Source organism: Leptolyngbya sp. ST-U4 (assembly GCF_039962215.1).
GTDB lineage: Bacteria > Cyanobacteriota > Cyanobacteriia > Elainellales > Elainellaceae > Leptolyngbya_A.
This window is the reverse complement of the sequence record NZ_JAMPKZ010000015.1, coordinates 24,551-42,299: the sequence shown is the minus strand read 5'-3', so window position 1 is coordinate 42,299 and position 17,749 is coordinate 24,551. Positions and strand designations below refer to the sequence as shown.

The window sequence follows — 17,749 nt, the reverse complement described above, 5'->3', positions numbered from 1 at the left end:
CAAACAAGCGCTACCTGAAGCCGTCTGTATTCTGGAGTATCCGTCAGGGATTTCCTCGCTGGCTTTCACTGACGGTCGGGGCGTTATCGCTCCTGATTCCGTTTATTGCCTGGACGATCGTGAGCTATGCTGGCGTGGTTTCCCCGATGTTTTTACCGACTCCCACGGCAGTGCTTCAGGCAGGGCTGCAAATGCTGACTGAAAATAACCTGTTGCTTGATATTGGGGTGAGCAGTGCCAGAGTGGCGGGCGGCTTTCTGCTGGCAGCTCTAATTGGAGTGCCGATCGGATGGGCAATGGGTGCGTTTCACAGTATGGATAGCCTGTTTGCGCCGATCGTTGGAACGGTGCGCTATATGCCCGTTACGGCGTTTGTGCCGCTGATCGTCATCTGGGTAGGACTGGGCGAAGAATCAAAGATTCTTATCATCTTTTTGGGCGTGGTTCTTTACAACGCGATGATGGTGGCGGACGCGGTAAAGTTTATTCCCAATGAAATGATCAATGTTGCCTATACGCTGGGTGCGACTCGTCGAGATGTGTTTTTTAAGGTGATTCTGCCTGCCACGTTCCCCAGTGTGCTGGATACATTGCGCGTCAACATTTCCGGTGCGTGGAACTTTCTGGTCATTGCCGAACTACTGGCAGCTCAAAGCGGTTTAGGGTTCAGAATTATTCAGGCCCAGCGATTTCTACAAACCGAAAAGGTGCTGTTTTGTATTGCGGTGATTGGCTTGATTGGGTTGATCATTGACTATGGCTTGAAGTGGCTTTCGGCAAAACTCACCCCTTGGGCAGACCAAATTCGCAGCTAGACCCCATTCAGGCGGATCCTGCTCACTATTTAGGCAGATTGCGCGGAAATTGTATTTTGATTTACATATTGCGGGGTGTGAATCATATTTAACTGATGATTGGCAACACGCTTAAAATCTTGCATTCACCCATTCTCTTTGCTTAGCAATAATTTTGTTTGACCAATGTTTGACGAACAGCTCAGGACACCCAGATATGCTTGATACCCGCTTCGGTCATCAGCCACGAGAATTGAATACTGCGGATGGGAGTTCCGAAAGCATTGCAGTTCAGCCCAAAATGGAAATTCGATCGCTCTCCAAGCAGTTCTCGATGCGGGGCGACCAGCCGTTAACCGTTCTTCAGGACATTAACCTGAAACTTTATCCTAGAGAGTTTATCTGTCTGGTGGGTGCATCGGGCTGCGGGAAGTCAACGCTGCTGAATATTGCCGCAGGGCTTGCCACTCCCTCGACTGGACAGGTGTTAGTGGATGGGGAAGATGTAACTGGGCTGCCCGGTTCCGATCGCGGTATGGTGTTTCAGGGCTACACGCTGTATCCCTGGCGAACGGTCGCTCAAAACGTTGCCTTCGGGTTGCAGCTTCGCAAGTTGCCCAAGGTTGAGCAAAAAGAGCGAGTGTCCTACTTTCTGGATGTCGTGGGGCTAACCCAGTTTGCCAATGCCTACCCTAAACAGCTTTCTGGCGGTATGAAGCAACGGGTGGCGATCGCCCGTGCCCTGGCAAATGAGCCGTCGGTTTTGTTAATGGATGAACCATTTGGCGCACTCGATGCCCAGACCAAAGAGCAGATGCAGCAATTTTTGCTCGACGTTTGGGAAAAGACGCACGTCACGGTTTTGATGATTACCCACGATATCGAAGAAGCAATTTTTCTGGCACAGCGCGTCTATGTAATGGGGGCGCGTCCGGGACGGCTCAAGCAGGTGATAGAAACGCATCTACCGGAGCATCACGATCTGGAGGTTAAGCTTTCGCCAGAATTCATCAGCATCAAACGAGAGATTATCCGCCTGCTACATGAGGCTGAACCCTAACCTGCGATCGCAGATTGCACGCCGTAATCTTCGCTGCACTGTTATCGTGCAAGCCTTCGGGCAAAGCGTTGATTTCTGTTTCAAGTCGTTTTGGTTAAGTTTATTCGTCGATCGCATTAAAGGAATATCGGAGAGTTATGAATCGGACTACCGCTTTACTCAATCGTCGTCGTGCGCTCATGCTGATGGGGGGCTTGGCAGGCGGGTTGGCGTTACATGGCTGTACCCAGGGCAATGCTGGCTCTTCGTCTAATGCGGCATCTCAGACCATCACCTCTGGGGTAAATCCCTGGCCCGGCTTTTCAGGACATTTTGTCGCACTGCAAAAAGGTTTCTTCAAGGAAGAGGGGCTAAATGTTCAAGAAGCTTTCTTTCAAAGTAACAGTGATGAAATAACCGCTTTCCTGGCAGGAAAACTGGATGTTGCCTGGCTCACGTCAGGGGATGTACTGCAATGTATTGAGAAAGATCCAACAATCCGCATGATTTATGTGGTGGATTATTCCAATGGCTCAGATGGCATCATCGGGCGCAATATCAAGTCTCCGGCTGACCTGAAAGGCAAAACTGTTGCTCGCGAAAACATTCTTTTTCAAAATGTGCTGCTGCAAGCTTATTTAGCTAAGGGTGGTTTAACCGAGGCAGATATCACCCTTAGGGATATGACCGCGGCCGATGCAGCCACTGCATTTGCGTCTAGACAGGTTGATGCGGCAGTCACTTTTGAGCCGTGGTTAACAAAATCAGCCAAGGACGGGGGCGGAGAAGTGATTTTCAGCAGTAAAGATACTAACTTGATTGCTGATGTCATTGCGACTCGTCAGCCGATGATTGAAACACGCAAAGCAGATTTGCAGGCTTATTTGCGGGCGGTTGATAAAGCGGTGAAGCTGGTCAATGCCAGTGACGCAGAGGCGATCAAAATTACGGCAGACAAACTTGGAGTTTCTGAAGCAGAAGCCAAATCCCAGATTGCCGGGGTAAAAATCTTTGATATTGCCATGAACAAATCCATCGGCTTCAATGCCAATAGTCCTAACAATGTGATGAAAAACTTCGAGCTCAACCTGAAAGAAGGTGCCCGAATGAAAGTTATTTCCGATGGTATGCAGATTGATAAACTTTACGATGATTCAATTCTGATGTCTCTGTAGGGTCAAGGAAGCAGCCAGGAGATCAAGAATTGTGGGAGATCAAGAATTGCGGTTATGTCGCACAGAGTTTGTAGTAACCAGTAATTTGCATCGTTTGCGTTGTTGTAAGGTCTGGATCAACGCAGCAAGATGACTCCCACGATCGCTTCCGCTATAAATCCATCTGCCGATTCATCTCATCCCCACTGTTGCAATGCTAGGGTCGAGCAAGGAGGGGAAGGGGATGACTTCGTTCCGACTGACACGACGACGATTTCTGCAAGCAGCGGGAGGAGCAGGCCTCCTGACGGTTTTAGGCTGCAATGGGCAGGAGCAAAACATGGTGACGCTTTACACCTTTGGCGATTCGATTCTAGATTGTGGACGGTACAACGAGTATGGCGTCCATCCGGGGCAACTGTTAGTACAGAACGATAACCGTCTCTTTGCTGAATTTGAGGGACAGGATCTCGCCTCGATCGGATCTGCCCGCTTAGAACACCGTGCTCGTGATGGCGCAACGGTTGAAGGTTTACCTGCTCAAATCAAGGGATTGCAGGTTCAGGGAAAGTCAATTGCGCTGATCACGGTAGGCGGCAACGATCTGCTGCGGGGGCTGATCGCCGATACGGGTGCAGGAATTGCAGGCTTTGCCAGTGCCCTCGACGCTTTTGTACAGCAGTTGCCCATCCGTCCGGTTTTGCTGGGTAGCGTCTATGATCCCACCCTGGGAGATGACCGTCGCAATTTCGTAGGGGTTGAGCCAGCGATCGCCCGTAACAATCTTGGGCGAATGAATACCGCCATTCAAGACATTGCCAATCGCTATGGGCAATTTGTCGATCTGCATGCTCATTTCCTTAAAGGCGATCCTTCCTGGTTCACTGCAACGATCGAACCCAGTTTGCGAGGAGCATCTGAAGTACGGCGCGCTTTCCTTCCTTATGTGATGCAACTAGTGTGATGCACCTAACGCCAAAAGTGTAATTTTTTGTGTTCCTTGCATCGATTGAGATCTGCAGGATACCAAAACCTGATCGCGCCGACAGTAGATTTCCCGGCTAGCCTTTTGTCACTTTTCATCATTGCAGTTCGGCGACCTCGTGCGCTTGGGTAAAAAAGGCTTTTGCTGCTGCCCTATTTTGCTTTTCAGGCGTTGCTGAATCGGGATATGAAGGGTGCAAATTCAGCTTCTGTATCGCCCCCTAAATCCCCCAATGCTGAGGGACTTTGAATTCTGGTTCCCCCAAAGTTGGGGGGCTAGGGGGGCGTATCATACGCTTATTCAGCAACGCCGCTTTTCACTCAGCCTCACAAAGTTGAGTACCGAGTTCTGCAAGTTCGATGTTTTAAGCGTACGGATTGGATTAGCGTTAGAGCAGCACTGGGTGTCAAGGCGAAGATGAATGCTTTAGGATAGAGGCCACATCAATAAAACTTCATGGATACGGTGAATCCGAACGGTTAAGGCAATCTCTTCCCCTTCTAAACTGGTTGTGGCTGGCTTTCATGCATTCTCAGAACCATTGCGCGTCAAAATCGTGGAGCTGCTGCGGGAGAATGAGCTTTGCGTTTGCGACCTTTGTGAGGTGCTGGACGTGGCTTAATCGAAGCTGTCGTTTCATCTCAAGACTCTGAAGGATGCAAGCTTAGCGCGACCGCGCCAGGAAGGACGCTGGATCTACTACAGTTTGAATGTGCCACAATTTGTTGTCCTGGAGCAATACCTCTTGGAGTTTCGCCGCTACAGCCTAATGCTGCCTGCCTGTCCTTGTACCGATAAGGATTAGGACACTCAATTCATTTGTGTGAAGTGCTATATAAAGTGCATTGGTGCCATTTTCTAGCATCCATCAATAAAAATTGATAGACTACTCATCAATATAAGTTTAGATGGAGGAGCGATGGCAATACGGGTTGGAATCAACGGATTTGGACGAATTGGACGATTAGACCTGAGAGCCGCTTGGGGGTGGGCAGATCTGGAGTTTGTTCATATCAATGAAGTCAAAGGTGGCACTGAAGCTGCTGCTCATCTGTTAAAGTTCGACTCGGTACACGGACGCTGGGCACCCGATGTTACGGCGGGCGACGATCGCATTTACATTGACGGTCAGCCAATTACCTTTTCCGAACATACCAAGCCAGGCGATGTGCCCTGGGATGAGTTGGGTGTTGATATTGTGCTGGAATGCTCTGGCAAGTTTCGCACCCCAGAGACGCTCGATCCCTACTTCAAGCGAGGCGTTCGCAAAGTGATTGTGGCGGCTCCGGTGAAAGAAGGAGCATTGAATGTGGTGATGGGAGTCAACGATCACTTGTATGACCCCGCTCAGCACAATTTGTTAACGGCGGCTTCCTGCACCACCAACTGCCTTGCCCCGGTCGTAAAAGTTATCCATGAAGGCATTGGCATTAAGCATGGCGTTGTCACGACTATCCATGACAATACCAATACGCAAACGCTGGTTGATGCCCCGCACAAAGATTTACGACGGGCACGCGCTTCTGCCCTGTCCCTCATTCCCACCAGCACAGGTTCGGCGACCGCGATTGGCCTGATATATCCCGAACTGAACGGCAAACTGAACGGGCTGGCGGTACGAGTGCCCTTGCTGAATGCGTCCCTCACAGACTGCGTGTTTGAAGTCGATCGCCCAACCACGGTGGCAGAGGTCAATCAACTGCTTAAAGCCGCATCGGAGCAAGAGCCGCTGAAAGGCATTCTGGGCTATGAGGAGCGTCCGCTGGTCTCGATCGATTACCTCAATGACCCGCGATCTTCGATCGTCGATGCGCTGTCCACCATGGTCGTAGACGACACCCAGGTCAAGATCTATGCCTGGTACGACAACGAGTGGGGTTATTCCAACCGGATGGTGGAACTGGCGCGAAAAGTTGCATCCAATCTGAATTGAACCTGAATTAAGGAATTCTCTGACATGGCTTCTTCCTCTGCTCCCCGTGCCAGCCTCAAAAACTATGCGATCGTCACCCTTGCTTATTGGGGGTTTACGCTAACGGATGGCGCACTACGAATGCTGGTGCTGCTCTATTTCAACGAGATTGGCTACACGCCGATTCAGATTGCATTCCTGTTTCTGTTCTACGAAGTGTTTGGCATTGTCACGAACTTTCTGGGTGGTTGGATTGGCTCACAGTTCGGGCTGAAAGTCACCCTATACAGCGGGATTGGGCTTCAGGTGCTTGCCCTGATCATGCTGTCGTTTCTAAACCGTGACTGGGCACAGTGGTTTGCTGTGCTGTATGTCATGACTTCTCAGGCATTCTCAGGGATTGCCAAAGACTTAACCAAAATGAGTTCTAAGAGTGCAATTCGATTGGTCGTACCTCAAGACGCGCAATCCTCACTGTTCAAGTGGGTGGCAGTTCTAACCGGATCAAAGAATGCATTGAAGGGCGTGGGGTTCTTTCTAGGAGCCGCACTGCTGGGCACATTCGGATTTGTTACGTCGCTGTGGATCATGGCGATCGGGCTGATCTTGGTCCTGTTTACTGGGGTCATGCTGCCCAGGGGCATGGGCAAAATTAAGGCGAAGGTCAAGTTTACCCAGCTATTTTCCAAGAGCCGTGAGATCAACATTCTGTCGGCAGCGCGTTTCTTTCTGTTTGGCTCCAGAGATGTCTGGTTTGTGGTGGGGCTTCCTGTTTTCTTGCGGAGTGCGCTGGGCTGGTCGTTCTATCAAGCGGGGGGATTTTTAGCCTGCTGGGTGATTGGCTACGGCATTATTCAGTTTCTAGCTCCCACTTTGCTGAGGCGCTTTGGCAACGGTGAACCACCTAAGTCAAAAACCATTCAGTTCTGGACAGGCATTCTCACTGCCGTTCCTGCCAGTATTGCCTTAGCCATGCAGTTGAATGCACCACTCAATGTAACGATCGTGGTGGGACTCATGATCTTTGGCATTGTCTTTGCTTTCAATTCTGCCGTTCACTCCTATCTGGTGCTGGCGTTTACCGACGATGACAAGGTTGCCCTCAATGTCGGCTTCTATTACATGGCAAATTCGGGTGGTCGACTAATCGGCACCGTGCTCTCTGGCTTAATTTATCAGCTTTATGGATTAGTGGGCTGTCTGTGGGTGTCGTCGCTGTTTGTCCTGGCAGCCTGGATGATCTCACTGAAACTGCCTGATCCCCAACCGAGTAAAGCCCTTGCCTGGAAAGCAGGTGACGGCGACTAATCTCTTTCATTTCATCTCATTCGCGGTTGTTCTCATGGCTTCCAAAGGTTCTTCAACGCATTCCCATGCAGTGCAGGCAGGCGGTTCGCTCAGCTTCTTCGAGCGATATCTGACGCTCTGGGTGTTTCTTTGCATTGGCGCAGGAATTTTGCTGGGGCGGCTGTTCCCTAGTGTGGCGATTGCGCTGGATGCAATGAGCATTTATCAGGTTTCAATTCCGATCGCCATCTGCCTGTTTTTCATGATGTATCCGATCATGGTGAAGATCGATTTCTCCCAGGCAGCGCAGGCGGTTCGCACTCCCAAACCCGTGGTTCTAACGCTGGTCGTGAACTGGCTAATTAAACCGTTCACGATGGTTGTCTTTGCCCAGTTCTTTCTCGGCTGGCTCTTCCGCCCGCTGATTGTGGGCACTGAAGTGATTCGAGGCGTAGAAGTGTCGCTGGCAAATTCCTATATTGCAGGAACCATCTTGCTAGGGATCGCACCCTGCACGGCAATGGTGTTGCTGTGGGGCTATCTCTGCTACGGCAATCAGGGACATACGCTGGTGATGGTTGCGGTCAATTCGCTAGCAATGCTGTTTCTCTATGCGCCGCTCGGTCGCTGGCTCCTGGCAGCCAATGATCTGGCTGTGCCTTGGCAAACGATCGCGCTCTCTGTCCTGATTTATGTGGGTCTGCCGCTGATTGCAGGAATGTACTCGCGCTATTGGATTTTTAAACATAAGGGACGGGAATGGTTTGAACGACGGTTTTTGCAATATCTCAGTCCGGTCGCGATCGCCGCGCTGCTGATTACGCTGATTCTGCTCTTTGCCTTCAAAGGGGAACTGATTGTCAATAATCCGCTGCACATTCTGCTGATTGCAGTGCCATTGTTCCTCCAGACCAATTTCATCTTCCTCATCTCTTATGTGGCAGCACAAAAGCTCAAACTGTCTTACGAAGATGCTGCCCCGGCGGCACTAATCGGAGCCAGTAATCACTTTGAGGTGGCGATCGCTACCGCAGTTGTGCTGTTTGGGCTGAATTCGGGTGCGGCTCTGGCAACGGTGGTGGGGGTGCTGATTGAAGTGCCTGTGATGCTGATGCTGGTTGAAATCTGTAAGCGGACTGCAATGTGGTTTCCGCGAGAGCCAGAAAAGGCAACGCTGAGCGACCCGCGCTGTATGAGTCCTTATCGCTAGTTCAAGAGAACTTTTCGTATCTGCGAGATGAGATTCGATCGCTGGTCATTGGGCTTGTTGAATCGATCGAAAAATGTGTTCTACAACAGCAAAACTATGAAAGAGCAAGCAATACAACCGATTGAGGAGAATCTGTGGTGGGTGATTCCCGGTAAATTAGCAGGAGTCCGTCAACCTGTCGGGGAAGAACTCTCCACCCTGCAAGCGGCAGGTATTGGGGCGATCGTCTCGGTTTTTCATGAGCCAGCCAATCTGGAGCGATATCAGCAAGCCGGGATTCCTTTTGTCTGGCTCCCGATTGCGATCGATTCGGTTCCTACAGATTCTCAGCTTCAGGAGTTTCTCGATTTTGTTCAGCAGCAAAACGAGGCAGGGCGAGCCGTTGCCGTACATTGCAGCACGGGGAGACATCGAACAGGAACCATGCTGGCTGCTTATCTCATTAAGAATGGTTTGTCTTACTTGGAGGCAATGAAGTCGGTGGTGAGCGCAAATCCTGAAATCGAACTTCCAAGCAATCAATCGGCTTTCCTACAAGTGCTATAGCCAGTACAACCGAGCAACGATCGCTCTTCCTCACACGGTTCAGAAACATTGGCTCAGTCGGGGTGTTGCAATTTACTGTACCAATGGCAGACGGCGCACAGGAACGATGCTGGCAGCTTTTCTAATTGAAACGGGTCTAACGTTTGATCAGGCAATAGAAGTGATTCTCACCGCTAATTCACAAATTGAATTGCGAGAGGCACGGCTCAATTACCTGAAAGCATTGGCTGGTGAGCGAAGTTCAAAGTAATGCACAACACTAGCAGATTCATTCCTCTCACTGAATTTCACAAATATTGACAAGTTTCAATATTGACGATTATCAATTTAAGGATTAGAGTTGCTCCCATACACCCCTACAGTTCCTTGAGAAGAAGTTGTGACGCTTAGACAAGCAGAGCTAGAACAAAAGACGCAAGAAGTTGGCCGTTGCGGTACGGTTGCGGCTCTCACCCTCTCTGAGGAGCAGGCGCGGCAATATTCGGAATGGTTTAAGGTGCTGGCAGATCCCACCCGGCTGCGAATTCTCAACCTCCTATCCAGGAATGAAGAACCCTTGTGCGTTTGCGATATCGTGGATCGCTTTGATTTAGGTCAGCCCACCATTTCCCATCACCTGAGAATTCTGCGAGACAGTTGCTTTGTGAAAACAGAGCGACGCGCCAATTTCATCTACTACAGCATCAACCGCGAGTGCGTGACAGGGCTTCCTGAAGCTGCTCGGCTGATTATGGGGAGCTAACACGGAAACGAATTGTTCAACAACTGCTTGTCTTGAATATCGAATATTACCAATGTTCGATATATTGACACACTCTACTCAAAGTTCAATAAGAAAGTTCAACAAGTTCTATTTAGGAGAAAAATCATGACAATGTTTAAAGCTCATGTTGCATTGAAAGCCACGAATCTCGAAAAGTCTGTTGCCTTCTACCAGGCAATGTTTGGTGTTACCCCAGTCAAACATAAAACGGATTATGCCAAGTTCGATTTAGACAATCCTGCTCTCAATCTCACCCTGAATCTGACCCAGCAAGTTGAGCCACACGGGGCACTCTCGCACTTGGGCGTTCAAGTAGACAGCAGCGAAGCTGTGAAGCAGGCGATCGATCGTTTTAAAGCGGCAGGCTTGGCAACCTTTGAGGAACAGGATACGGACTGTTGCTATGCCTTACAGGACAAGGTTTGGGTAACCGATCCGGACGGCAACCGCTGGGAAATCTTTGTGGTCAAGGTGGCAGACACAGCTTCCGAACAAAATGTGGGTTCATGCAGCACTCGATCGCAAACTCAGCCAGTTAAAACCTGCTGCGCTTAAGCAAAGGGCTGTTCGTCATCCCGTGTGATAAGCCAGAAACCGAATCAGCGGACGGTGATAAACAGCCTTCTACTCTTGCAGTCTGCATATGCCAATTCATCAGATAAGAGCCATCATGAGCAATAAACCTTTCACTAGCCTGATGCGTTTTGGTCCAGCAGACCAGCGGTTTATTAGTGCTTTAGGAGTCGCTCAAATCTGTTCCTGGGGCTCGCTCTATTACAGTTTCCCGCTGCTTGCAGAAGCGATGTCAACTGAGTTTGGCTGGACGAAGACGAGTCTTTACGGGGCAGCAACATTGGGGCTTTTGCTCTCTGGCATTGCAGCTTACCCCGTTGGAGCCGGGATCGATCGAGGCTACGGACGAAGAATTATGTCTCTCAGTTCGCTTCTGGCAGGACTGCTCCTGATAGGCTGGTCGCAAATTTCCAGTTTGATTGCGTTCTACATCATTTTTGCAGGAATTGGCTGCTTGCAGGCAGCGACTCTGTATGAGCCTGCTTTTGCGGTGATTGCAAATCAAATGGGCGGAGACAAAGCTCGGCAGGGGATTACTGCATTAACGCTTTGGGGTGGATTCGCCAGTACCGTTTTCATTCCTCTGACCGAATGGCTACTGGCACAGGTCGGATGGCGTGAAACATTGATGGTATTGGGAACCGTTAATATCGTGATTTGTGCCAGCCTTTATGCAGCAGTGATCCAGCCGAAGCTTGCTCCCCTGCCAGCTTCACTCCTGAAAAAATCATCTGAACTCAACAATCGTCAGACAATAACTTGGGCACTCCAGAACCCTATTTTCTGGGCACTGCTGTTGTCTTTCATGGTTTATGCTGCTGTCTTTTCTGCCTTTACTTTTCACCTTTACCCATTGCTACTGGAGCGGGGGTTGCACTCAGCACAGGTGGTAACCGTTTTAGCAGTCATCGGTCCAGCGCAAGTTGTAGGACGGCTCTGGGTGTGGAAACTTGCTCCACACGCTTCAATTCAGAGGATTGGCTCTTTTGTTGTTGCGTTATTTCCCCTGGTATTTCTAGGAATTGCTTGGCTACCACCAACATTAACTGTTTTGATTAGCATTGCTGTTCTTTATGGGGCAGTCAATGGGGTCATGACGATCGTGAGGGGAGTTGCCATTCCTGAAATGCTAACGCGCCACTCCTATGGCACGATTAACAGTGCCATTATTGCACCATCTCTCGTTGCAAAGGCTTTAGCTCCGGTCGGTATCGCGATGCTTTGGGTAAGAACGGGTGGCTACAATGCAGTTCTGACGGCACTCTTTTTAGCAACCCTGATTTTAGCTGTAGGGTTTTGGATAGCGGTTGTGTTGAGGCAAATCGTTTACCCTGACATTTTTAAATAAAGGGAATTGTTCATGTCTTCAACTCTACTGAAGCTGACTCAACGCTCATTTTCTACCAGTTTTCGGTTGTCACTTTGCTGCTGTTGAACCATGTCATTCAATCACAAGCCCAGAATTCTTTTCTTGTATGGCTCGCTACGTGAACGCTCCTACAGCCGTCTTTTGGCAGAAGAGGCTGCCCGCATTATTGAAGAACTTGGCGCAGAGGTTCGCTTTTTTGATCCTCGTGAACTTCCCATCTATAGCAGCGTTCCTGACACTCATCTCAAAGTGCAGGAGTTACGCGAGTTAAGTTTGTGGTCTGAGGGGCAGGTTTGGTCAAGCCCAGAAATGCACGGTCAGATTACGGGCACTCTGAAAAACCAGCTTGACTGGATTCCCCTTAGTATTGGAGCTGTTCGTCCCACTCAAGGCAGAACACTAGCTGTGATGCAGGTGAGCGGCGGCTCTCAGTCTTTTAATGCCGTTAATACCCTGCGTATTTTGGGTCGCTGGATGCGGATGTTCACAATCCCCAACCAATCATCGGTTGCCAAGGCCTACGAGCAGTTCAATGAGGACGGCACGATGAAAGACTCGCCCTACCGCGATCGCGTGGTAGACGTGATGGAGGAACTCTACAAGTTCACCTTGCTGCTGCGCGATCAGGTGGATTATCTGACCGATCGCTACAGTGAACGTAAGGAAAAGGGCATTCAGGAGTCTATGAGCGACATTGGTAAGACAATCAATGGCGTTAATCTGAGTCAGATGTAATACGGAATCCGGATTGTAAAGTAACACTATTTTATGCCTCCTTCCACCAGTGAAAAAGGGTGTGTTGTCGAATGACTTCTGGCCTGGCTGTAAGGATATTGCAGCGAGATACTAAGGTTTCTTCGAGTGCATCCAAGTTCTCAAACTTGCGATCGACTAAGGGTTCATCGCTCAATTGCCACAAACGTTCAGCAGGTTGTCACTCTGGAGAATAAGACGGGAGGAATTCCAGATGAATGCCTTGGGGGACAACGGCTTGTTTGGCTTAATGCCACCCCGCTCCATCAATCACTAATAAAACCTGCTTGTTGGCTCCTGCCCTGACCGCTTGGGTAAACTCCTGCAACGCTCGATTGAACCAAGGCACCCTGACTCTCGGTAGGATGAACCACTGGGTTAATCCACTCTGAGGACAAACGAAGGCATACAGGTAGAGCGATTGATAGCGATGATGCGCCGTTGCAATAGGGATTGTTTAGCGTAATTGTGCATCCCATCTCTCCATTCTATAGCGTTACTCTATAGCCGGATTCCTATCACAATTTGAACGATCGAATGCCACCTCTGTGATTAAGATACAAAAACTAACTTGCATTCCTTCCATGAACAGGTTCGATAAGTTGTCTTCCGATGGAGATAGGTGGGGAGCACAAATCCCTGCGTCCTAACTTCACACGCTTTTTAGCTGCCTCGATATGTGCTGTAGGCAAAGGGAGCAGCGAGCAATGGAACATGATAATGAGCGGTGGAGTCAGCAACGCCAAATTGAATGGAAATGCGATCGAGAAAGGGAGGACTCGGTAAGTTCTCTAACTGCTGGGCAAAATATTCACCGATGCCAAAAACTAGCTCGTAGACCCCGACTTGAAGTTCGTTTTCTGTCAGCAGCGGCGCATCTGTGCGACCATCCTGGTTGGTACGCACTGTTTTTAATAGAGTCTTTTCACCTGATTCAGGATTAACTCGCCAAAGCTCGATCGCAACATTGATCGCCGGACAGCCGTGGGCTGTATCTAAAACGTGAGTCGAGAGTTTTCCAACCATTGCATTGCAGTCCTTCATCGTGCCTGAATAATTAATTTGGAGCGTTTAATTCGGAGCGTTAAACCCAACGGTGACGAAAGTTTAGAGTTTCTTGTAGAAAATAGGCGAATTGGAGCAAGGCTGCTTCACCGCCCGGTTTACCTACTAACTGCATCCCAATCGGCAAACCAGAGGATGTCCAACCGCAGGGAATCGAGACAGCGGGAAGACCTGTGAGGGAAATGGTATAGGTGATAGTGAGGTAGTCAATAATCGTCTGCATTGGAATACCGTTAATTTCCAAGATTTCAAGCTCTGTATGGAGGTAGGGAGGAATACTGGCAGTAACAGTAGCGAGGATATCGTAGGATTCAAAAAAGCGTAGAAAATTGAGATAAAGGCGATCGCGGTCGGCTTCAGCTTGCAGCAAATCGGCGGCGGAGATACCAATGCCTCGCTCAATGTTCCAGCGAACGCTTTCAGACAGCAAATGGGAATACTTTTCGTAGTGATATTTTTGCTTGTGCAATAAGGTTGCGGCACGGAGGGTTTCAAAGGCAAAGGTCGCCATTGAGCAGTCTGGATGAGCCGCTTTAACGGGTAAATGAGCGGCAATCTGAGCAATTGCCTGCTGGAATACTGCCTCGACTTCAGAATCGATCGTCGCAATGCCGAGCGATGGACTGAAAGCCAACCGGACGGGCGATCGCAGCAAAGGTGAAAAATCCGGCATTGTCCAGGCGGAACTGCTCCTCGAAAGCGGATCACGATCGTCTACGCCTGCCATCACTGAAAGCATCAGCGCAGCATCTTCGACGGTTCGTGCCAGAATACCATCTGTATCTAGAAAATCCCAAAGCAGCGGCTTCCGACGACGGGGAATGCGTCCGGCAGAGGGGCGAAGTCCAACGATCCCGCAAAAGCTGGCAGGTGTGCGGCATGACCCACCCATATCGGTTCCCTGCGCCAGATAGCTCATTCCGGTACAGACCGCAACGGCTGCCCCCCCGCTTGACCCGCCCGAACTGCGATCGGGGTCATAGGGATTGGCAGTCGGTCCGTACAGCGCATTCGTACAGTGAGTACCCATGCCGAATTCTGGGGTATTCGTTTTGCCAATCAAAATTCCCCCTGCCGTAAGCTTCGCAGTTCCCCGAAGGGGAAATCGCAATCGCGCCACACAAAGTTCATCCTGCTGCGGCACATAGTCCCGATAAAGGGGTGACCCGAAGGTGGTGCGAACATCTGCCGTGGGCGTTAAGTCTTTCACAGTAAAGGGAACGCCGTGTAGTGCCCCAACCCATTCACCCCGATCGATCGCGGCATCTGCTTGAATTGCTTCAGCTTCAGCCCGTTCCCGGCAAAGCGTGATCATTGCCTTGAGGCGATCGTTGAGGCGATCGATTTGCTCAAAGCAAGCACCGACCGCTTCTACGGCACGAATTTGTCGATTGCGAATTGCCTGGGCAAGTTGGGTGGCGGTAAGTTGATGAATCGCAGTCATGATTTAGCGTCATGATTCAGTAAACAAGCGTCCCCAGCCTTTTACAGGGGTGGGATCGACTCCTGCGATTTTAAGGGATTTCCAGACCACTGCCGAGATGGTGTCATAAATGGGGATGCTCAATGCTTGCTCTAGCTCATCTACTAAAGGAGCCGCCCGCAGATTCGTGCAGAAAGTGACGATCGCCTGAGGTCGTTCTGCCGCAGTCCGGTAAATCATCGAGGTAATCTTCTTAGGCGTTACTTCTGAGAAATCAAAGTTGACAGATAAATCGAGGTGCTGCTCGGCGATGCAGTCAAACCCTTCGCGGGCAAAGTTGGCGATAATTCGCTCCTGCACTTCACCCAGATAGGGCGTGACGAGTCCGAGTTGGGTGATTTGACGATTCCGCAAAATTTCAGCAAGTGCCAGCACAGAAGTCGTTGCCGGAATACCCGTCGCGGCGGTAATTTCCTGACAAAGCCGCACATCTGCCTCGAAGCCTAACCAGCCCGCTGACGTTCCATTCCAGGCGATCACATCAACCTGGGCATCTGCCAGCAATTGAGCCGCTTCTAGCAAAGGGGCGTTGTCAAACTGCGCGAGTGCCTGTTCCCGCAGCGAGATTTCCGTGACGCGAAATCGCCCGAAATGAGCCGAGACATTGGGCAACTCGACAACGATTGCACTCGTGATCGGCTCCAGGACGGTGTTAGAAGAAGGGGTGAGCATTCCCAGCAGCACGCGTTTTGTCATCACCTTCATCCACCCCGAAACAGCGAGAATCCCCAGGGCGAAACCTTCAGCGGCAGATGGTAGTGCTGTTCGATTGCATCAATGCCAAATCGAAACGGAACCACATCCAGGAAGGGACGATCGGGCAACGGATATCCAAGCTGACGATAGAACGCGCCCACATGAAAAACTGCCTTGTAGATACCTGGTTCGACCTTCTCTCCCTGAGCTTTTCCATGGGCGATCGGATGGTCTAAAGTCCCCTGGCTCGACAAGATGCCTGAAGCAATCGGTGCGGGTACGCCAAGCTGAAAGATTTCGACCTTCATTCCCGCCGCAGGCAACCCGCGAGTCACATCCACCACATGAACCGAAATTCCACCCGCCATCAGGATTTAACCAGGAATTTAGATAATCCAGAAGCACGCTCCATCAATATCATCAGCAGCGCAGTTGATAGAATCAGCAGACCCGAAATAGCAGCCGCTCGGACATCTAAATCATTTTCAATCATTGACCACATCCGGATGGGCAGTACCTCGGTTCTAGAATCAGATAAGAATAGCGAAACGGTAATATTGTCAAACGAGCTGAGGAACGCCATAAATGCACCTGTGATCACACCTTGTTTAATCAGCGGTAATGTGACATGAAAGAAAGTGTAGATTGGACTTGCACCCAAAACCGTTGACGCTTCACGCAAAGAGTTACCCAGCTGAGCCAAACTGGCGAGCGTGGTGCGAACGACATAGGGAATACAAATCACGACATGACTGATAACGAGTGTGAGAATCGAAAGCCGCCAGCCAATCATGCTAAAAAAAGTCAGCATTCCCAGACCGACCGCAATTCCCGGTAATGCCAGCGGTGACATGACCAGCGCATCCATTGCCGATACCCAGCGGGCACGACTTCCCGCCATTGCAAGAGAAGCGCAAACGCCCAGAACGACACAGAGCAGGGTTGCCCACAGCGCGATTTGAAAACTGGTGACGGCTGCCGACCAGAGTTCGGGATAGTCAAACAACGCCAAATACCATTGCAGCGAAAAACTGGGCGGCGGAAACCGCAGCGTTGGGGCAGAACTGAAGGACGCAATCAGGACAATCAGGGTCGGCAGGGTGAGCATCAGCAGACTAAAGGCAGCAATGCCGCCCATCACCCAGTTAAACGAAAGCCGATCGATTTGAGGCGATGGGTGAGAGGACGATCGCGCTGATGCAGTTTTGGAAGCAGCAATTGACATCATTAGCTCCTAGTTGACTCCTAGTTGACTCCTAGCGAATATAGGCACGGCTCTTTTGACCGAGTGCACTGAGTCCCACCACCACCGCTAGCACGACCGCCAGCAAAATCGCAGAAACGGCAGCCGCAAACGGACCATTCAGCAAGACGACCGCCTGCTGATAGATCAGCGTCGGCATAAACATCACCTGACCACCCCCAATAATCGAAGGCGTGACAAACGAACTGACCGTAATTGCAAATACCAGCAGACAACCAGAGACCACGCCCGGTAACGTCAGCGGAAAAATGATCTTCCAGAAAGTGCGCCAGGCTCCGCCCCCCAAACTTGTTGAAGCAGCCGCCAAGCGTGGATCAACCTGCGAGAGAGAAGCGGCGATCGGCAGAATCATCAAGGGAAGCTGAATTTGGGTCATGGCGATCGCTACCCCATGATGCGTAAACAGCAGTTTGATTGGCTCTGAAATTAATCCCAAACTCTGCAAGAACGAATTCACCAATCCCTGCTTGCCTAGAATTACAACCCAGCCAAACGTTCGCACTACAGCACTAGTTAGAAGTGGCAGCAGAATCAAAAACGTCAGAATTCCTTTCCAGGCAGCAGGAGCATTGACAAACACATAAGCGACGGGATAGCCCAGAATTAAACAGCCCAACGTCACCTGAATGCCAAGCCAAACCGTGTCGCGCAAAACTTTCAGGTTCACCGGATCGCTGAAGAATTCGCCGTACTGCCCCAGGCTAAAGCCCGGCATGCCCGCAGCCTGCTGAAAGCTAGAAGCCAGTAAAACCGCAAGCGGTACGACGTAAAACAAATGCAGAAAGATTGCCAGCGGCAGAGCCAATTGCCCTTCGCGCCGCGCAAATAACCGCGCAAATCCCTTGGCAGCCATAAT

The 17,749-nt window shown here is 50.4% G+C and carries 19 protein-coding genes and 1 pseudogene; 14 read left to right on the top strand and 6 right to left on the bottom strand.

The window, feature by feature from the left end:
- Nucleotides 1-14: 14 nt before the first annotated feature.
- The 14 genes and pseudogenes from NDA02_RS19310 to arsH all read left to right on the top strand — a co-directional run bounded on the left by NDA02_RS19310 (nt 15) and on the right by arsH (nt 12,367).
- Nucleotides 15-815: an ABC transporter permease gene (locus NDA02_RS19310; RefSeq protein WP_347277862.1), complete on the top strand. Its 801-nt coding sequence runs from the start codon at nt 15-17 to the stop codon at nt 813-815.
- A gap of 280 nt (nt 816-1,095) precedes the next feature.
- Nucleotides 1,096-1,854: an ABC transporter ATP-binding protein gene (locus NDA02_RS19305; protein ID WP_242067283.1), complete on the top strand. Its 759-nt coding sequence runs from the start codon at nt 1,096-1,098 to the stop codon at nt 1,852-1,854.
- A gap of 179 nt (nt 1,855-2,033) precedes the next feature.
- Nucleotides 2,034-3,008: an ABC transporter substrate-binding protein gene (locus tag NDA02_RS19300; RefSeq protein ID WP_190791561.1), complete on the top strand. Its 975-nt coding sequence runs from the start codon at nt 2,034-2,036 to the stop codon at nt 3,006-3,008.
- 223 nt (nt 3,009-3,231) lie between these two features.
- Nucleotides 3,232-3,951 carry an SGNH/GDSL hydrolase family protein gene (locus NDA02_RS19295; protein ID WP_348248009.1) on the top strand — a complete coding sequence of 240 codons (720 nt, stop codon included), beginning with the start codon at nt 3,232-3,234 and terminating at the stop codon, nt 3,949-3,951.
- Nucleotides 3,952-4,459: 508 nt separating this feature from the next.
- Nucleotides 4,460-4,777 (top strand): annotated as a pseudogene (locus NDA02_RS19290) (metalloregulator ArsR/SmtB family transcription factor).
- 114 nt (nt 4,778-4,891) lie between these two features.
- On the top strand, nt 4,892-5,905 hold the full coding sequence (locus NDA02_RS19285; protein WP_348248008.1) for an ArsJ-associated glyceraldehyde-3-phosphate dehydrogenase: 1,014 nt from the start codon (nt 4,892-4,894) through the stop codon (nt 5,903-5,905).
- Between the two features lie 24 nt (nt 5,906-5,929).
- Nucleotides 5,930-7,192, top strand: coding sequence for an organoarsenical effux MFS transporter ArsJ (gene arsJ, locus NDA02_RS19280; protein ID WP_348248007.1), 1,263 nt, complete (start codon nt 5,930-5,932; stop codon nt 7,190-7,192).
- Between the two features lie 34 nt (nt 7,193-7,226).
- On the top strand, nt 7,227-8,381 hold the full coding sequence (arsB, locus tag NDA02_RS19275; RefSeq protein ID WP_190792436.1) for an ACR3 family arsenite efflux transporter: 1,155 nt from the start codon (nt 7,227-7,229) through the stop codon (nt 8,379-8,381).
- Nucleotides 8,382-8,477: 96 nt separating this feature from the next.
- Entirely contained in the window at nt 8,478-8,927 is a 450-nt protein-coding gene (locus NDA02_RS19270; RefSeq protein WP_348255651.1) for a dual specificity protein phosphatase family protein, read from the top strand.
- 106 nt (nt 8,928-9,033) lie between these two features.
- Nucleotides 9,034-9,177: a hypothetical protein gene (locus NDA02_RS19265; RefSeq protein WP_190792434.1), complete on the top strand. Its 144-nt coding sequence runs from the start codon at nt 9,034-9,036 to the stop codon at nt 9,175-9,177.
- A gap of 129 nt (nt 9,178-9,306) precedes the next feature.
- On the top strand, nt 9,307-9,669 hold the full coding sequence (locus NDA02_RS19260; protein WP_348248005.1) for a metalloregulator ArsR/SmtB family transcription factor: 363 nt from the start codon (nt 9,307-9,309) through the stop codon (nt 9,667-9,669).
- Between the two features lie 126 nt (nt 9,670-9,795).
- On the top strand, nt 9,796-10,245 hold the full coding sequence (locus NDA02_RS19255; RefSeq protein ID WP_348248004.1) for an ArsI/CadI family heavy metal resistance metalloenzyme: 450 nt from the start codon (nt 9,796-9,798) through the stop codon (nt 10,243-10,245).
- A 115-nt stretch (nt 10,246-10,360) separates the two neighbouring features.
- A complete protein-coding gene (locus tag NDA02_RS19250; RefSeq protein WP_199296604.1) occupies nt 10,361-11,611 on the top strand; it encodes an MFS transporter in 1,251 nt (416 codons plus the stop codon).
- Nucleotides 11,612-11,701: 90 nt separating this feature from the next.
- Entirely contained in the window at nt 11,702-12,367 is a 666-nt protein-coding gene (gene arsH / locus NDA02_RS19245) for an arsenical resistance protein ArsH (RefSeq protein ID WP_190792431.1), read from the top strand.
- 681 nt (nt 12,368-13,048) lie between these two features.
- On the opposite strand, the gene uraH is transcribed toward arsH, so the two are convergent.
- The 6 genes from uraH to NDA02_RS19215 are packed head-to-tail and all read right to left on the bottom strand — an operon-like array spanning nt 13,049 to nt 17,746.
- Nucleotides 13,049-13,411 (bottom strand): hydroxyisourate hydrolase, encoded by a 363-nt coding sequence (gene uraH, locus NDA02_RS19240; protein ID WP_348248052.1) that lies wholly within the window; start codon nt 13,409-13,411, stop codon nt 13,049-13,051.
- Nucleotides 13,412-13,469: 58 nt separating this feature from the next.
- Nucleotides 13,470-14,894: an amidase gene (locus NDA02_RS19235; RefSeq protein ID WP_348248003.1), complete on the bottom strand. Its 1,425-nt coding sequence runs from the start codon at nt 14,892-14,894 to the stop codon at nt 13,470-13,472.
- A gap of 9 nt (nt 14,895-14,903) precedes the next feature.
- Complete coding sequence (locus NDA02_RS19230) at nt 14,904-15,629, bottom strand: aspartate/glutamate racemase family protein (RefSeq protein ID WP_190792427.1); 726 nt, start codon at nt 15,627-15,629, stop codon at nt 14,904-14,906.
- A 5-nt stretch (nt 15,630-15,634) separates the two neighbouring features.
- Nucleotides 15,635-15,997, bottom strand: coding sequence for a hydroxyisourate hydrolase (locus NDA02_RS19225; RefSeq protein ID WP_190792426.1), 363 nt, complete (start codon nt 15,995-15,997; stop codon nt 15,635-15,637).
- Nucleotides 15,997-16,854: an ABC transporter permease gene (locus NDA02_RS19220; protein WP_190792425.1), complete on the bottom strand. Its 858-nt coding sequence runs from the start codon at nt 16,852-16,854 to the stop codon at nt 15,997-15,999. Before NDA02_RS19220 ends, NDA02_RS19225 begins: the two co-directional genes overlap by 1 nt.
- Before the next feature lie 31 nt (nt 16,855-16,885).
- Entirely contained in the window at nt 16,886-17,746 is an 861-nt protein-coding gene (locus NDA02_RS19215) for an ABC transporter permease (RefSeq protein ID WP_190792424.1), read from the bottom strand.
- Nucleotides 17,747-17,749 lie beyond the last annotated feature (3 nt).

Bases quoted from the DNA above. Each gene is read 5' to 3' on its own strand.
- NDA02_RS19255 (WP_348248004.1), top strand. From the start codon at position 9,796: ATGACAATGTTTAAAGCTCATGTTGCATTGAAAGCCACGAATCTCGAA.
- NDA02_RS19235 (WP_348248003.1), bottom strand. From the start codon at position 14,894: ATGACTGCGATTCATCAACTTACCGCCACCCAACTTGCCCAGGCAATT.
- NDA02_RS19270 (WP_348255651.1), top strand. From the start codon at position 8,478: ATGAAAGAGCAAGCAATACAACCGATTGAGGAGAATCTGTGGTGGGTG.
- NDA02_RS19305 (WP_242067283.1), top strand. From the start codon at position 1,096: ATGGAAATTCGATCGCTCTCCAAGCAGTTCTCGATGCGGGGCGACCAG.
- NDA02_RS19225 (WP_190792426.1), bottom strand. From the start codon at position 15,997: ATGGCGGGTGGAATTTCGGTTCATGTGGTGGATGTGACTCGCGGGTTG.
- NDA02_RS19220 (WP_190792425.1), bottom strand. From the start codon at position 16,854: ATGTCAATTGCTGCTTCCAAAACTGCATCAGCGCGATCGTCCTCTCAC.
- NDA02_RS19250 (WP_199296604.1), top strand. From the start codon at position 10,361: ATGAGCAATAAACCTTTCACTAGCCTGATGCGTTTTGGTCCAGCAGAC.
- arsB (WP_190792436.1), top strand. From the start codon at position 7,227: ATGGCTTCCAAAGGTTCTTCAACGCATTCCCATGCAGTGCAGGCAGGC.
- uraH (WP_348248052.1), bottom strand. From the start codon at position 13,411: ATGGTTGGAAAACTCTCGACTCACGTTTTAGATACAGCCCACGGCTGT.
- arsJ (WP_348248007.1), top strand. From the start codon at position 5,930: ATGGCTTCTTCCTCTGCTCCCCGTGCCAGCCTCAAAAACTATGCGATC.
- NDA02_RS19285 (WP_348248008.1), top strand. From the start codon at position 4,892: ATGGCAATACGGGTTGGAATCAACGGATTTGGACGAATTGGACGATTA.
- NDA02_RS19215 (WP_190792424.1), bottom strand. From the start codon at position 17,746: ATGGCTGCCAAGGGATTTGCGCGGTTATTTGCGCGGCGCGAAGGGCAA.
- arsH (WP_190792431.1), top strand. From the start codon at position 11,702: ATGTCATTCAATCACAAGCCCAGAATTCTTTTCTTGTATGGCTCGCTA.
- NDA02_RS19230 (WP_190792427.1), bottom strand. From the start codon at position 15,629: ATGACAAAACGCGTGCTGCTGGGAATGCTCACCCCTTCTTCTAACACC.
- NDA02_RS19265 (WP_190792434.1), top strand. From the start codon at position 9,034: ATGCTGGCAGCTTTTCTAATTGAAACGGGTCTAACGTTTGATCAGGCA.
- NDA02_RS19300 (WP_190791561.1), top strand. From the start codon at position 2,034: ATGCTGATGGGGGGCTTGGCAGGCGGGTTGGCGTTACATGGCTGTACC.
- NDA02_RS19295 (WP_348248009.1), top strand. From the start codon at position 3,232: ATGACTTCGTTCCGACTGACACGACGACGATTTCTGCAAGCAGCGGGA.